Annotated in this window: 15 protein-coding genes; 8 read left to right on the top strand and 7 right to left on the bottom strand. The window is 72.5% G+C overall.

Going from position 1 to position 14,762, the window contains the following annotated elements; translation table 11 throughout:
• Positions 1–3 precede the first annotated feature (3 nt).
• The 4 genes from ABT296_RS12525 to ABT296_RS12510 are packed head-to-tail and all read right to left on the bottom strand — an operon-like array spanning position 4 to position 4,352.
• Positions 4–783 carry a CDP-alcohol phosphatidyltransferase family protein gene (locus ABT296_RS12525; RefSeq protein WP_351926173.1) on the bottom strand — a complete coding sequence of 260 codons (780 nt, stop codon included), beginning with the start codon at positions 781–783 and terminating at the stop codon, positions 4–6.
• Positions 761–1,822: an iron-containing alcohol dehydrogenase family protein gene (locus tag ABT296_RS12520; protein WP_351926172.1), complete on the bottom strand. Its 1,062-nt coding sequence runs from the start codon at positions 1,820–1,822 to the stop codon at positions 761–763. Before ABT296_RS12520 ends, ABT296_RS12525 begins: the two co-directional genes overlap by 23 nt.
• The gene (locus ABT296_RS12515) at positions 1,810–2,562 is read right to left on the bottom strand and encodes a phosphocholine cytidylyltransferase family protein (protein WP_351926171.1); all 753 of its coding nucleotides are present in this window, start codon (positions 2,560–2,562) and stop codon (positions 1,810–1,812) included. Before ABT296_RS12515 ends, ABT296_RS12520 begins: the two co-directional genes overlap by 13 nt.
• Positions 2,559–4,352 carry a DUF5941 domain-containing protein gene (locus ABT296_RS12510; protein ID WP_351926169.1) on the bottom strand — a complete coding sequence of 598 codons (1,794 nt, stop codon included), beginning with the start codon at positions 4,350–4,352 and terminating at the stop codon, positions 2,559–2,561. Before ABT296_RS12510 ends, ABT296_RS12515 begins: the two co-directional genes overlap by 4 nt.
• Positions 4,353–4,630: 278 nt before the next feature.
• On the opposite strand from ABT296_RS12510, the gene galE reads away from it, so the two are divergent.
• From galE to idi, 3 genes are all read left to right on the top strand, one after another.
• Complete coding sequence (galE, locus tag ABT296_RS12505; protein WP_351926167.1) at positions 4,631–5,605, top strand: UDP-glucose 4-epimerase GalE; 975 nt, start codon at positions 4,631–4,633, stop codon at positions 5,603–5,605.
• Positions 5,606–5,740: 135 nt separating this feature from the next.
• Positions 5,741–6,676: a cation diffusion facilitator family transporter gene (locus ABT296_RS12500; RefSeq protein WP_351926165.1), complete on the top strand. Its 936-nt coding sequence runs from the start codon at positions 5,741–5,743 to the stop codon at positions 6,674–6,676.
• A gap of 164 nt (positions 6,677–6,840) precedes the next feature.
• Entirely contained in the window at positions 6,841–7,437 is a 597-nt protein-coding gene (gene idi, locus ABT296_RS12495; RefSeq protein WP_351926163.1) for an isopentenyl-diphosphate Delta-isomerase, read from the top strand.
• A gap of 12 nt (positions 7,438–7,449) precedes the next feature.
• Here the strand turns inward: idi and ABT296_RS12490 are convergent, their stop codons facing one another.
• Positions 7,450–7,926 (bottom strand): ATP-binding protein, encoded by a 477-nt coding sequence (locus tag ABT296_RS12490; RefSeq protein ID WP_351926569.1) that lies wholly within the window; start codon positions 7,924–7,926, stop codon positions 7,450–7,452.
• A gap of 250 nt (positions 7,927–8,176) precedes the next feature.
• Between ABT296_RS12490 and ABT296_RS12485 the strand changes: the two genes are divergently transcribed.
• Entirely contained in the window at positions 8,177–8,932 is a 756-nt protein-coding gene (locus ABT296_RS12485) for an enoyl-CoA hydratase/isomerase family protein (RefSeq protein WP_351926161.1), read from the top strand.
• On the opposite strand, the gene ABT296_RS12480 is transcribed toward ABT296_RS12485, so the two are convergent.
• Together ABT296_RS12480 and ABT296_RS12475 are read right to left on the bottom strand one after the other, a co-directional pair.
• Entirely contained in the window at positions 8,919–9,554 is a 636-nt protein-coding gene (locus ABT296_RS12480) for a DJ-1/PfpI family protein (protein ID WP_351926159.1), read from the bottom strand. The genes ABT296_RS12485 and ABT296_RS12480 overlap by 14 nt on opposite strands.
• Before the next feature lie 20 nt (positions 9,555–9,574).
• The gene (locus ABT296_RS12475) at positions 9,575–10,537 is read right to left on the bottom strand and encodes a GlxA family transcriptional regulator (RefSeq protein WP_351926156.1); all 963 of its coding nucleotides are present in this window, start codon (positions 10,535–10,537) and stop codon (positions 9,575–9,577) included.
• A 116-nt stretch (positions 10,538–10,653) separates the two neighbouring features.
• Here ABT296_RS12475 and ABT296_RS12470 point away from each other — a divergent pair, with 116 nt between their 5' ends.
• From ABT296_RS12470 to ABT296_RS12455, 4 genes are all read left to right on the top strand, one after another.
• The gene (locus ABT296_RS12470) at positions 10,654–11,523 is read left to right on the top strand and encodes an SCO6745 family protein (RefSeq protein ID WP_351926154.1); all 870 of its coding nucleotides are present in this window, start codon (positions 10,654–10,656) and stop codon (positions 11,521–11,523) included.
• A gap of 143 nt (positions 11,524–11,666) precedes the next feature.
• The gene (locus tag ABT296_RS12465) at positions 11,667–11,825 is read left to right on the top strand and encodes a hypothetical protein (RefSeq protein ID WP_351926152.1); all 159 of its coding nucleotides are present in this window, start codon (positions 11,667–11,669) and stop codon (positions 11,823–11,825) included.
• 198 nt (positions 11,826–12,023) lie between these two features.
• Positions 12,024–12,155, top strand: a complete 132-nt coding sequence (locus ABT296_RS12460; RefSeq protein ID WP_351926150.1) for an LPFR motif small protein — start codon at positions 12,024–12,026, stop codon at positions 12,153–12,155.
• A gap of 108 nt (positions 12,156–12,263) precedes the next feature.
• Positions 12,264–14,648, top strand: a complete 2,385-nt coding sequence (locus tag ABT296_RS12455; RefSeq protein WP_351926147.1) for a Tex family protein — start codon at positions 12,264–12,266, stop codon at positions 14,646–14,648.
• Positions 14,649–14,762: the final 114 nt, after the last annotated feature.

Here is a 14,762-nt window from a genome sequence, read left to right as displayed (position 1 = left end):
CGCTCACTTCAGCCTGCTCGACGCGAGGATGGACACCAGGTGCAGCAGGGTCTGCAGCAGCGCGATGCCGGCGAGGACGGCGACGCCGAGGCGGGTGAAGAACAGGTCGCCGCGGATCTGGTCGACGACGGCCAGCGCGAGGATCAGCAGGGACGCCTCGATGCCGAGGATGAGGCGGTGGAACTTGAGCATGGCGGCGGCCCTGCGGGCCAGGGCCATGCCGGAGGAGCGCATCTCGGACGCGGACTCCTGGACCGGCGGCTTGCCGGCCTGGTGCCGGGCGACGCCGACCAGGTCGGTCTCGGCCTTGATCAGGATGGCGCCGAGCGCGGCCAGGGTGCCGAGGAACGCCCACAGCCAGTCGATCCGGCCGCTGCCCCACAGGTCGGCGGCGCGCAGTCCGAAGCCGACCAGGACGGCGGCGTCGGTGAGGTAGGCGCCGACCCGGTCGAGGTAGACGCCGTTGAGCGAGTACTGCTTCTTCCAGCGGGCGATCTCGCCGTCCACGCAGTCGAGCAGCAGGTACATCTGGACGCACACGACGCCCAGCACGGCGCCCGGGATCCCCGGCACGAGCAGTGCCGGGGCCGCGAGTACGCCGAATACGGTCATCAGGTACGTGAGCTGGTTGGGCGTGACCCTGGTGTTCACCAGGTAGCGGTCGACCCGCAGGGACACCTCACGCATGTAGAGGCGCCCCATCCAGTGCTCACCGCTGCGCCGGTCCTTCACCCCCGCGGGGTGGACGACCGGACGGAGTTCAGCTACCGATGGCCTTGACATAGTCGGTGTAGATGTCCTTGATCTGGTCGGTTTTCAGGTCGAGGTGTTCGAGGATCGTGTAGCGGCCGGGGCGGGTCTGCGGAGCGAACTCCACCGCGCGGACGAACTCGTCGCGGGTGAAGCCGATCTCGTGAGGCAGCACGGGAAGTCCGTGCCGTCGCAGCACCTCGGCCATGTACGCCGACTCCTCGTGGGCTCCGCGCAGGTACATCGCGAAGGCGGCGCCCAGTCCGCACTGCTCACCGTGGGCGGCGGCCCGCTTGGGGTAGAGCAGGTCGAACGCGTGGTTGATCTCGTGGCAGGCGCCGGAGGACGGGCGGGAGTCGCCCGACACCGACATGGCGATACCGCTGAGCACCAGGGCCTCGGCGAGGACCTGGAGGAAGTCGGTGTCGCCGATGCCGCCGGGGTGGCGGAGCACGGCCTCGCCGGCCTGCCGGGCGATGGCGGCGGCCAGGCCGTCGATCTTCTCGCCCTTGACCCGGTTGGCCAGCTCCCAGTCCGCGATGGCGGAGATGTTGGAGACGGCGTCCCCGATCCCGGCGCGCACGAAGCGCACCGGGGCCTCCCGGATGACGTCGAGGTCGATGACGACCGCGATCGGGTTGGGCACGCCGTAGGAGCCGCGGCCCGCGTCGTTGTCGAGGGTGGCGACCGGCGAGCACAGACCGTCGTGGGCGAGGTTGGTGGGCACGGCGACCAGCGGGAGGCCGACCCGTGCCGCGGCGAACTTGGCGCAGTCGATGATCTTCCCGCCGCCGAGTCCGACGACGGCGTCGTAGTGGCCGGCCTTTATGTCGCCGGCCAGCCGGACGGCGTCGTCGAGGGTGCCGCCGCCGACCTCGTACCAGGCGGCGCCGGGCAGCGAGGGGGCGAGCCGCTCGCGCAGCCGGGCGCCCGAGCCGCCGCTGACGGCGACGGCGAGCTTGCCCGAGTGCGAGACGCGCTCGTCGGCGAGGACGCAGCCCAGGTCGTCGAGGGCACCCGGGCGGATGTCCACGACGACCGGTGAGGGGATCAGCCTGGTCAGTACCGGCACGCGATCTCCCGTCCGCGGGCGAGATCGTCGTGGTTGTCGATCTCGACCCAGTCGACGTCGCCGATCGGCGCCGTGTCGATCCGGAAGCCGCGGTTGACGAGCTCCTGGTAGCCGTGCTCGTAGAACTGCTGCGGGTCGGTCTCCCAGACCGTCTTCAGGGCGTCGGCCAGCTCCGGGGCGGCCGCGCCCTCGATCAGGGTGACGCCGATGTACTCGCCGGTGGCCTCGGCGGGGTCCATCAGCTTGGTGATCTTCGTGACGCCCTTGTCGGGGTCGACGACGACCTTCATCTCCTCGTCGGCGAGGGACTTCACGGTGTCGAGGGCGAGGATGATCCGCTTGCCCTCGCCGCGGGCGGCGAGCAGGGTCCGCTCGACGGAGACCGGGTGGACGGTGTCGCCGTTGGCGAGGATCACGCCGTCCTTGAGGGCGTCACGTCCGCACCACAGGGAGTAGGCGTTGTTCCACTCCTCGGCCTTGTCGTTGTCGATGAGGGTGAGCTTGAGGCCGTACTTGGCCTCCAGCGCCTCCCGGCGCTCGTACACGGCTTCCTTGCGGTAGCCGACGATGATCCCGACCTCGGTCAGACCGATCTCGGCGAAGTTCGCGAGGGTCAGGTCGAGCACCGTGGGCTCGCCCTCTATGCCCGCGGGGCCCACCGGCACCAGAGCCTTGGGGAGGCTGTCGGTGTAGGGGCGCAGACGCCGTCCGGCGCCGGCCGCGAGCACGAGGCCGATCATGCGGTTTCTCCTTCATCGTGTACTGCAGGGGCTCCGGCGGAGACCCAGAAGCGGACGCTCTCGACGAGCACCACGAGGGCGACGGCCACGGCGAGCACCGTGAGCGCGACCGTGAACTGCGAGGCGGTGAGCACCGCGGCCAGGACGGTGACGAGCAGCGTCCGCCCTTCGTGCCCCCCGATGACGCGCACCAGCCAGGCCGGGGGCGCTCCGGCGTCCCCGCGGATGCGGTACACCGTGTCGTAGTGATGGTAGGCGACCGCGGCCACCAGTCCGAAAGCCGCGGGAAGGGCTCCGTTCACCCCGGCGTTGGCCGCGAGGGCGAGCACGGTGCCGTACTCGGCGGCGCGGAAGAACGGCGGGACGAGCCAGTCGAGGGCGCCCTTGAGCGGGCGGGCGACGGCCAGGGCCGAGGCGGCGACGTAGATAAGGGCGCCGAGCACCGGCCACGGTCCGCCGAAGTCGGTGAACGCGGCGGTGGCGACCAGCACGAGGCCGCCGAGCAGGGCGACGGCGGGGGCGGTGAAGCCGGGCAGCCGGGCCGCGCGGTCCTTGAGCGCCTTCGCCAGGCCCTGGGCGAGCGGGCCGGAGTCCGCGAGGTCGGCCAGCGCCTGTGCCGCGCGGTCGGTGCGGCGGGCCTTGCGGGTCAGGGAGCGCAGTACGCGGCCGGCCGTGGTGTACGTCGCCGCGAAGGCGCAGCCGACGAGCAGCGCGTAGAACGTGATCCGCGGGGTGGTGAAGGCGGTCAGGACCGCGATCATCGCCCAGCGTTCGCCGATCGGCAGCACGATCATGCGGCGCACCCAGACCGTCCAGCCGACGCTGTCCAGCTTGTCGGAGAGGGCGGCGGTGGGGCTGGTGTTGGCGGTGGCGTCGTGGTTGGCCTCGTTGAAGGAGAAGTCCACGACATGGCGGCAGGTCTGCAGGACCATCGCGCCGAGGGCGAGGGCCCAGACGTCGTCACCGCCCCGGGCGGCTCCGAGGGCGAGGCCCGCGTAGTAGGCGTACTCCTTGGCGCGGTCGAAGGTGGCGTCGAGCCAGGCGCCGAGGGTGGAGTACTGCAGGGAGTAGCGGGCGAGCTGACCGTCGGCGCAGTCCAGCACGAAGGAGAGGAGCAGCAGCACTCCGGCGGCGACGAAGCCGGGGCGGGTGCCGGTGGCGGCGCAGCCGGCCGCGACGAGCGCGGTGAGCAGGGAGGCGGTGGTGACCTGGTTGGGGGTCAGGCCGCGGCGGGCGCACCAGCGCGCGACGTAGCGCGAGTAGGGGCTGATGCAGTAGGTCGTGAAGAAGCCGTCCCGGGCCTTCACCGCGGACTTCAGGCGTACGGCCTCGTCGTCGACGGCGGCGACGGCCTGCCGTGCCTCGTTGCGGGCCTGGGGGTCGTCCGGGACCTCGGCGACCAGGCTGCCGAGCTGGGGCCGGTGCACCTCGGTGTCGAGGGTCTCCACCAGCCGGTCGGGGAGGCTGTCGACGAGGGTGGTGCCGGTGCCGGAGGTCTCCCGGGCGAGCGCGCGGGTCAGGTCCTGGCGGGCGGCGGGCTGGGCCGTCATGGCGCCGGGGATCGCGGCGAGCGGGAAGCGGGGGTCGGTGAGGCCGAGGCGCAGCGCGTGCACATGGCCGACGAAGCGGGCGTCGACCACGGCGACCCGCTCCCGGCCGTCCACCGCGGCCAGCAGCGTCTCGGTCTCCGCTGCGTCGGCGGCGGTCCGCACGTCGAAGCCGAGGGAACGCAGTTCGCCCTCGATCGACGATCCGGGGACCGGCTGACCGGTGAGGATGGCGGTCGACAACCGAACTCACTCCCTGGGTGCCGACGCGCTGACGTCGGTCGTTGACAGGTGGGGTCGCCCCTGGTCCGTGGACGGCCGGGCGGCATGTCGGCAGAGGCTATCGGATGCGTGGAACGCGGCGTTCACCGCCTGTTTCACGGCCCGATCGGCGCGGTTCGCCCGCGCCGCTTCCGCGATCATCATCGGGGAAACGGGGCCCGGCCCACAAACTCCGCTACCAGATCGGATATTTGACGCATTTCCATCAGTCGCGGGCGCTGAGCATAGGGTGGGTGCCCATGACATGGCTGATCACAGGTGGGGCCGGGTACATAGGGGCGCATGTGGCGCGGGCCATGGCCGGGGCCGGGGAACGCGTCCTGGCGCTGGACGACCTCTCCGCGGGTGTGCCCGCGCGGCTGCCCGCCGGGGTGCCGCTGATCCAGGGTTCGTCGCTCGACGGCGACCTGCTCAAGAGCGTCCTGGCCGAGCACGACGTCACGGGTGTGGTGCATCTCGCCGCGCGCAAGCAGGTCGCGGAGTCCGTGGCCCGGCCCACCCACTACTACCGGGAGAACGTCGGCGGTCTCGCCACGCTCCTGGACGCGGTGGCCGAGGCGGGGGTGCGCCGGCTGGTGTTCTCCTCCTCCGCCGCGGTCTACGGCAACCCGGACACCGACCTCATCACCGAGGACACCCCGTGCGCGCCGGTGAACCCCTACGGCGAGACCAAGCTGGCCGGCGAGTGGCTGGTCCGGGCGGCCGGACAGGCGCACGGCATCTCCACCGTCTGCCTGCGGTACTTCAACGTCGCCGGCGCGGCCGCGCCCGAACTCGCCGACACCGGCGTCTTCAACATCGTGCCGATGGTCTTCGACCGGCTCACCCGCGGTGAGGCCCCGCGGATCTTCGGCGACGACTACCCGACGCCGGACGGCACCTGCATCCGCGACTACATCCATGTCGCCGACCTCGCCGAGGCGCATCTCGCGGCCGTCCGCCGGCTCACCGGGCCGAACGCCCCGGCCGGCGATCTGACGCTGAACATCGGCCGGGGCGAGGGCGTCTCGGTGCGGGAGCTGATCGACGTCATCGGCGAGGTCACCGGCGACCGGCGGCCGCCGCTGGTGGAGGGTCGCCGCCCCGGCGACGCGCCCCGGGCCGTGGCCTCGGCCGCGCGGGCCGGGAAGGAGCTCGGCTGGACCGCCTCCCGCCCGGTGCGCGAGATGGTGGAGTCCGCCTGGCTCGGCTGGCGGCTGCACCACGGAGAATGATCACCCGACGCTCTGACCTGCGGATCGTTTCCGCAGGTCAGAGCATATGACAACGGTGTTCAGTGCCGCGTTGCCCCATACCCCCCACCCGTAGTTCACTGTGATCCCGGAAGCGATGACAGGAGGCGGCTCTCCATGGGGGCTGGGCACGATCACGGGCACGCGCACGGCGGTCACGGCGGCACCGCGACCGCGGCGTACCGCGGCAGACTGCGCATCGCGCTGTGCATCACGCTCACCGTCATGGTGGTGGAGATCGTCGGCGGTGTGGTCGCCGACTCGCTCGCGCTGGTCGCGGACGCGGCGCACATGGCGACCGACGCGGTGGGGCTCGGCATGGCGCTGCTGGCGATCGGCTTCGCCGGCCGGCCGGCGACCGGCAACCGCACCTTCGGGTACGCCCGCGCCGAGATCCTCGCCGCCCTCGCCAACTGTCTGTTGCTGCTCTGCGTCGGCGGTTACGTGCTGTACGAGGCGATCCAGCGGTTCCTGACGCCCGCCGCGACCGAGGGCGGACCGACCCTGGTGTTCGGCGCGATCGGCCTGGTCGCGAACATGATCTCGCTCACGCTGCTGATGCGCGGCCAGAAGGAGAGCCTGAACGTGCGCGGCGCGTTCCTGGAGGTGGCGGCGGACGCGCTGGGCTCGGTCGCGGTGCTGATCTCCGCGGTGGTGATCCTGACCACCGGCTGGCAGGCCGCCGACCCGATCGCCTCGCTGGTCATCGGACTGATGATCGTGCCGCGGACGGTGAAGCTGCTGCGCGAGACCCTCGACGTGCTGCTGGAGGCGGCCCCCAAGGACGTCGACATGACGGAGGTACGGGCCCACATCCTGGCGCTGGACGGGGTCGAGGACGTTCACGACCTGCACGCCTGGACCATCACCTCCGGTATGCCGGTGCTCTCCGCGCATGTGGTGGTCAGCTCCGAGGCGCTCAACGCCATAGGGCACGAGAAGATGCTGCACGAACTCCAGGGCTGTCTCGGCGACCACTTCGACGTGGAGCACTGCACCTTCCAGCTGGAGCCCGGCGGGCACGCCGAGCACGAGGCCAGGCTGTGCCACTGACGGGTTCGCGCCGGAGCGCAGCGGTCCGGCGCGCGGCGGCGTCTTCACTCCCACAGCCGGGCGGGCCCAGGGTTCCGCCGTCGCCGCGCCGGGCACGATCAACTGCCGGGAGTGCCGGATTCGTGGGGCACACTTGGGGCGCAAGAACGATGTGAAGGATGGGTATGCCGATCACACCTGCCGCCGCCGCGACGCACACTCCGTCGACCGGCACCGCAGAGGAGATTCTGCTCGAACTGGTCGACGAGAACGGTGTGACGATCGGCACCGCGGAGAAGCTCGCCGCCCACCAGCCGCCGGGTCTGCTGCACCGGGCCTTCTCCGTGTTCCTCTTCGACGAGCGGGGCCGGCTGCTGCTCCAGCAGCGGGCGCTCGGCAAGTACCACTCCCCCGGTGTGTGGTCCAACACCTGCTGCGGCCACCCCTACCCGGGCGAGGCGCCCTTCGCGGCGGCGGCCCGGCGGACGTACGAGGAGCTCGGGGTCTCCCCGTCGCTGATGGCGGAGGCGGGCACGGTCCGCTACAACCACCCGGACCCGGACTCGGGTCTGGTGGAGCAGGAGTACAACCATCTCTTCGTGGGCATGGTGCAGTCCTCGCCGCGGCCGGACCCGGAGGAGGTCGGCGACATCGCCTTCGTGACGCCCGAGGAGCTGGCCGAGCGGCACGCCAAGGACACCTTCTCGGCCTGGTTCATGACGGTGCTGGACGCGGCCCGTCCCGCGGTGCGCGAGCTGACGGGCCCGTCGGCCGGCTGGTGAGCGCGCGCTCCCTCAGAGGATGTGCGCGGGGGTGAGCGGCAGGGCGGCCCAGATCACCTTGCCGCCGCTCGCGGTGTGTTCGACGTCGCACACCCCGCCCGCCTCCCGGGTCACCTCGCGCACCAGCAGCAGTCCGCGTCCGCCGGTCTGCCCGTGGTCGGCCTCCAGGGCGGTGGGGCGGTAGGGGTGGTTGTCCTCCACGGACACCCGCACCCACTCGGCGCCGACGGCGACCTCCACGGCGAGCATCGGTGACAGCAGCGCCGCGTGCCGGACGGCGTTGGTGACCAGCTCCGAGACGATCAGCAGCAGGCCCTGCAGCCGGTCGTCGGTCAGCGGCACTCCCTGGCGGTACAGCAGGTCCCGCACGGCGTGCCGCGCCTGCGGGACGGACACGTCGACGGCCGAGGCGGTGAACCGCCACACTCCCTCGTAGGGCAGTGGGTCGTCGGTGGGGCGTGGGGCGGGCCCGCGCCCTGGGTTGTCCATGGTCCGGTCGCCACCCTTGCGCTCGATTGTCGCCACGGGTCGAGTGTTGGTAACGAGCCGCTCCGGTCCATCGAAGTGACCAGAAGTGTGCGCTTTTCGAGCACTTTCCGACCGATGGCGTATGTCGTCGCCAGGTAGGAGACCGCTCCTGTCCCACCTGTGCCGACTTTACGAACTATTCGGGTTGTACGGGTTTGACGGCCCCGGCCCGCCCGCGGGGGCGCCCGGCCCTGCGGATAGCATCCGGCGCATGGAGCCGCAGCTGCTGCACAGCGTCACCGACTCGGTGGCCACCGTCGTCATCCACCACCCCGAGAAGCGCAACGCGATGACGTCCGCGATGTGGGCGGCGCTGCCGCCGCTGCTCGACGCGCTCGCGGCCGACCCCGGGGTACGGGCCCTGGTGCTGACCGGTTCCGGCCCCACCTTCTGCGCCGGCGCCGACATCGGCGCGCTGCGGGAGCGCCCCGAGGAGGCGCAGCTCCTCGCCCGGCTCGCCGAGGACGCGCTGGCCGCCTTCCCCAAGCCGACGCTGGCCGCCGTGCGCGGGCACTGCGTGGGCGGCGGCACCCAGCTGGCGGCCGCCTGCGATCTGCGGTTCGCCGAGGAGGGCGCCCTGTTCGGGGTGACGCCGGCCAAGCTGGGCGTGGTGTATCCGGCTTCCTCCACCCGGCGATTGGTCGCGCTGACCGGCCCCTCCGCCACCAAGTACCTGCTCTTCTCGGGCGAGTTGATCGACGCCGGGCGCGCCCTGCGCACCGGGCTGGCCGACGAGGTGCTGCCCGCCGGTGAACTGGACAAGCGGGTCGCGGAGTTCACCCGGATCCTGGTGAGCCGCTCCCGGCTGACCCAGGCGGCCGCGAAGGAGTTCGCCGACGGTCACCGGGACCGGGACGAGCACTGGACGGAGCAGGCGCGCGCCAGCGGCGACCTCGCCGAGGGGGTCGCCGCCTTCCTCCAGCGCAGGCGGCCGGAGTTCACCTGGAACGCGTCTACGTCAGGATGAACCGGCTCTTGGCGCGGAACTCCTCCACCAGGTGCGCGGGCGCCTTGTCTGGCGAGCCGGCGTCGTAGGGCGGCTGCGGGTCGTACTCGGTCAGCAGCTGTACGGCCCGCGCGTGGTCGTCGCCCGCGATGCGGCCCAGCAGCGTCAGGCCCATGTCGATCCCGGAGGAGACCCCGGCGGCGGTGACGTACTTGCCGTCGGTGACGACCCGTTCCCCGGTGGGCTCGGCGCCGAACCTCCGCAGGTGCTCCAGGGCCAGCCAGTGCGAGGTCGCCCGGCGCCCCTGGAGCAGGCCCGCCGCCGCGAGCAGCAGGGAGCCGGTGCACACGGACGTCGTCCAGGTGCTGGTGGCGTCGGCGGCGCGCAGCCAGTCCAGCAGCGCGGTGTTCTCCATCTGCGGGGTCTGCCCGGGGCCGCCGGGCACGACCACGAGGTCCGGGGCCGGCACCTCGGCCAGGCTCCGGTCGGCGGTGAGCGCGAGGTTCCCGGTGTCGGTGCGCACGGGTCCGGGCCGCTCGGCCACGAAGACGGTCTCCGAGTCCGGGAGGCGGCCCAGGGTCTCGTAGGGGCCGACGGCGTCGAGGGCGGTGAAGCGGTCGAACAGGACGATGGCGATCTGCATGGGGTGCCTTTCTTCGTCGGTCAGGTCCGGGCGGCCGGGCGGAAGCGCCGGCGGTACTCCGCGGGGGCCGCGCCGAGGGCCTTGAGGAAGGCGCGGCGCATCGCCTCGGGAGTGCCGTAGCCGCTGGCGCGGGAGATCTCCTCGACACCGCCCGCGGTGTCCTCCAGCAGCCGGCGCGCGTGTTCGAGGCGGACCCGGTCCACGTACCGGCCGGGCGTGGTGCCGGTCTCGGCGCGGAAGGCGCGGGCGAAGTGGCGCGAGGAGAGCCCGGCCCGTGCGGCGAGGGTCTCCACACCCAGGTCAGCGGCCGGGTGCTCGGTGATCCACTGCTGGACGTCCCGCAGCGGCTCGCGCCGGGCGGTCTGGGCGGCGAGCTGCGCGCTGAACTGGGCCTGGTTGCCCGGCCGGCGCAGGAACACCACCAGATGGCGGGCGATGGTCAGGGCCACCTCCCGGCCCAGGTCCTCCTCCACCAGGGCCAGCGCCAGGTCGATGCCGGAGGTGACCCCGGCCGAGGTGGAGACGGTTCCGTCCCTGATGTAGATGGGATCGGGGTCGACCTCCAGCTCCGGGTGGTCGCGGGCGAGTTTCGCGCTGTACGCCCAGTGGGTGGTCACCCGGCGGCCGTCCAGCAGGCCCGCCTCCGCGAGCAGGATCGCCCCGGTGCAGACGGAGACGAGGCGCTCGGCGCGCGGCCCGTGCTCACGCAGCCAGTCCGTCAGCCGGGCGTCGGGGTCCCGGGTGCCCCGGCCGCCCGGGACGACGAGGGTGTGCGGGTCGGGGTCGTGCGGGTCCAGGGCGGCGTCCGGGACGAGCGTCAGACCGCTCGACGTGCGCACCGGCGCCCCGTCCAGGGAGGCCGTACGGATGCGGTACGAGCCCGGGACCTGCACCTCCGCCCCCGTGAAGACCTCCAGGGGGCCGGTGACGTCCAGGCTCTGCACGCCGTCGAAGAGAACCAGGAGAACCGTTCGCTGCGCCATGCACCTGATTCTTCGCGGGCGCCGGGACGTCCGCAACGACGAGTTCCCCACCTTTTCCGCCCTGTGCGGCCACCCGCCTGGACCGGGGATACCAAGCGGTCGGTAACCTGCCGGGCATGACTACTGCCGCCCTGGACCCGCGTGCGGGCCGCCGTTGCCACAACGCGCTCAACACGCTGCACTCCATGCACTACTTCGCGCCCGAGCTGGGCGCGGAGGCCGCCGCCCTGGGGATCACCCACCCCAAGGCCGTGAACTTCGCGGTGCGGGCCGCCGCGCTCGGCGCGGTCGGGCCGGGCACGGTCGCGGCCACCTTCTACAACTACAAGTACGAGGCCGTGGCCCGGCACGTGCCCGCCGTGTGGCGGACCGCCTCCCCGGAGCAGGTGCTGGCGGCACGCGCGCGTGCGGTCGACGCCATGCTGCGCCGGCTGCTGGGCGAGGAGACCCTCGCCTCCGCGGAGATGGCCGAGGCGGCGCGGCTCGCGCTGCGCGCCACCGAGGTGTGCGCCCGCCACGCGCGCCCGCTGTTCGCGGCCCACGCCGACCTGCCGGTCCCCGAGGAACCGCACATGGCGTACTTCCACGCGGCGACGCTGCTGCGCGAGTACCGGGGCGACGGGCATCTCGCCGCGCTGCTCTCGGCGGAGCTGGACGGTCTGGAGGCGCTGGTCACGCACACCGCGACCGGCCGGGGCTTCACCCCGAGGTGGCAGCTGGTGACGCGCGGCTGGAGCGAGGAGGAGTGGGAGGCGGCCCGCGAGCGGCTGCGCGGACGCGGGCTGCTGGACGAGTCCGGCGAACTCACCGAGGCGGGCGTGGCGCTGCGCGCCGCGGTCGAGGCCGAGACGGACCGGCTGGACCGTGCACCCTACGAACACCTCGGCGCGGACGCCGTGGCCCGACTGACGGAACTGGGCTCGACCTTCGCCCGAACGGCCCTGGCAGCGGGCGCGTTCCCGGCTGACCTGATCGGGAAGGACTGAGCTGAGCGGGCTGGGTCGACTGAGGTAGGTCGGCTGGAAACTGGCCGGCCGAGGGCTCGCCCACAGAGGCCGGCGGCCGGCTACTCGGACGCAGAGGCTCCGCCACGTACGCCTTCGACCCGGCCGACGGCAACACCGTCACCGTGGCCTTCCCGGCCGCCCGGACGCGCTACGTCCGGGTCAACGTCACCGCCAACACCGGCTGGCAGGCGGCCCAGCTCTCCGAGCCGGAGGTGCACTCCGATCGGGCCGAGGGCTCACCCCCAGAGGCCAACAGCCGACTGCCGGCCCACGCAGGCTGATCGGCCAACGGCTCGCCCACGAGGCTGACCGGGCCGAGGGCTCGCGCGTAGAGACGGGCCCCGGCGGCTCGCCCGCGGAGGCCGGTCGGGTGGGGCTTGTTGGGGTGAGGTGGATTCGGGGGTGGCGGGCATGTCTGCGTGTGATCGAGGTACACGGTCGTCTCCGGCCGCTGTGGTCGGGGACGAGAGGAGATGTCCGTGTTCCGCGCTCTTGCCGATGTTCTGCGTCAGATCGGGTCCGCCGTGGCCACCGTCGTGACGCTGCCGTTCCGGGCGCTGGCCCGGCTCTTCGGCGGCGCGTCCGGAAGCGCGCGCGGGCGGCGGGCCTGACTCCCGGCCACGCCCTGATCCCCGGCCCGATGTCCGCCCTGATCCCCGTCTGTCGGTGTCACCTGCCACAATTGCCGCGCAACCTCAGTGAGAAGGCGGTACCGGATCGTGACGACACCCGGGTCCAGCGGGTCCATCGAAGGCAGGATCGCCGAGGAGCTCGGCGTACGGGAGCGGCAGGTGAGGTCCGCCGTGGAGCTGCTCGACGGCGGTTCGACGGTGCCCTTCATCGCCCGCTACCGCAAGGAAGCGACCGAGATGCTCGACGACGCGCAGCTGCGCACGATCGAGGAGCGGCTGCGCTATCTGCGGGAGCTGGAGGAGCGCCGGACGGCGATCCTGGAGTCCGTGCGCGAGCAGGGCAAGCTCACCGACGAGCTGGAGGCGCGGATCCGCGGCGCGGAGACCAAGGCGCGCCTGGAGGACATCTACCTGCCCTACAAGCCCAAGCGGCGCACCAAGGCGCAGATCGCGCGCGAGGCGGGCCTCGAACCGCTCGCCGAGGGCCTGCTGGGCGATCCGGGGGTGGAGCCCCTCGCCGCCGCGGCCGCGTTCGTCGACGCCGACAAGGGCGTCGCCGACCCGCAGGCCGCCCTCGACGGGGCGCGGGCGATCCTCACCGAGCGGTTCTCGGAGGACGCCGACCTGATCGGCGAGCTGCGCGAGCGGATGTGGGTGCGCGGGCGGCTGGCCGCCAAGGTGCGCGAGGGCAAGGAGGAGGCGGGCGCCAAGTTCGCCGACTACTTCGAGTTCGCCGAGCCGTTCACCGAGCTGCCCTCGCACCGCATCCTCGCCATGCTGCGCGGCGAGAAGGAGGAGGTCCTCGACCTCGTCCTGGAGCCGGAGGAGGCGACCGAGGGGCCGTCCTCGTACGAGGCAGTCGTCGCCTCGAAGTTCGGCGTGGCGGACCGGGGCCGGCCGGGCGACAAGTGGCTGAAGGACACGGTCCGCTGGGCCTGGCGGACCCGCATCCTCGTCCACCTCGGGATCGACCTGCGGCTGCGGCTGCGTACGGCCGCCGAGGACGAGGCGGTGAACGTCTTCGCGACGAACCTGCGGGACCTGCTGCTCGCCGCCCCGGCGGGCACCCGCGCGACGCTGGGCCTGGACCCGGGCTTCCGTACGGGCGTGAAGGTCGCCGTGGTCGACGCGACCGGCAAGGTCGTCGCCACGGACGTCATCCACCCGCACGTCCCGGCCAACCGGTGGGACGAGGCCATCGCCAGGCTGGCCCGGCTCGCCAAGGAGCACACGGTCGACCTGGTCGCCATCGGCAACGGCACCGCGTCCCGGGAGACCGACAAGCTCGCCGGTGAACTCATCACCAAGCACCCCGAGTTGAAGCTCACCAAGGTGATGGTGTCCGAGGCCGGCGCCTCGGTGTACTCGGCGTCCGCGTTCGCCTCGCAGGAGCTGCCCGACATGGACGTGTCGCTGCGCGGCGCCGTCTCCATCGCGCGCCGGCTCCAGGACCCCCTCGCCGAACTGGTCAAGATCGACCCGAAGTCGATCGGTGTCGGCCAGTACCAGCACGACCTGTCCGAGGTGAAGCTGTCGCGGTCGCTGGACGCGGTGGTGGAGGACTGTGTGAACGGCGTCGGTGTCGACGTCAACACCGCGTCCGCGCCGCTGCTCTCCCGGGTCTCCGGGATCACCTCCGGGCTCGCCGAGAACATCGTGGCGCACCGTGACGCCAACGGCCCCTTCCGGTCACGTTCCGAGCTGAAGAAGGTGGCGCGGCTCGGCCCGAAGGCGTACGAGCAGTGCGCGGGCTTCCTGCGGATCCGGGGCGGCAGCGACCCGCTGGACGCCTCCAGCGTGCACCCGGAGGCGTACCCGGTGGTGCGGCGGATGGTGAAGACCTCCGGGCAGGAGGTGGCCTCCCTGATCGGCAACACCGGGGTGCTGCGGTCGCTCAGGCCGCAGGAGTTCGTGGACGAGACCTTCGGTCTGCCGACCGTCACGGACATCCTCAAGGAGCTGGAGAAGCCGGGGCGCGACCCGCGGCCCGCGTTCAAGACGGCCACCTTCAAGGAGGGCGTCGAGAAGATCTCCGACCTGGCGTCGGGGATGGTCCTGGAGGGCGTGGTCACCAATGTGGCGGCGTTCGGGGCGTTCGTGGACATCGGTGTGCACCAGGACGGGCTGGTGCACGTCTCCGCGATGTCCAGGACGTTCGTCAAGGACCCGCGGGACGTCGTCAAGTCCGGTGACATCGTCAAGGTGAAGGTCCTGGACATCGACATCCCGCGCAAGCGGATCTCGCTGACCCTGCGGCTGGAGGACGAGGCGGCCCCGCAGGGCCAGTCCGGCGGCGGTGAGCGGCGTCAGCAGCGCGGTGGCGGGCGCCCGCCACAGCAGCGGCAGAGCCGGGGCGGCGGTGGCGGCGGGGCCGGCGGCGGCTCGCGCCAGGCGGCGCCCCCGGCGAACAGCGCGATGGCCGACGCCCTGCGCCGCGCGGGTCTGGTGGACCCCAAGAAGGGCAAGCGCTGACGGGCGGCCCGGCCCCTTCGCCGGGAGGGGCCGGGCCGTTGGGCCGTGTGCAGCAACACGAGCGGCCCGTGGAGGGCCCGCGGGCGAGGCTGGACGGCGACCAGCCTCGCGCCT

The sequence above is a fragment of the Streptomyces sp. NPDC000983 genome (assembly GCF_040299205.1).
GTDB lineage: Bacteria > Actinomycetota > Actinomycetes > Streptomycetales > Streptomycetaceae > Streptomyces.
This window is presented reverse-complemented; position numbering and strand designations above follow the sequence as displayed.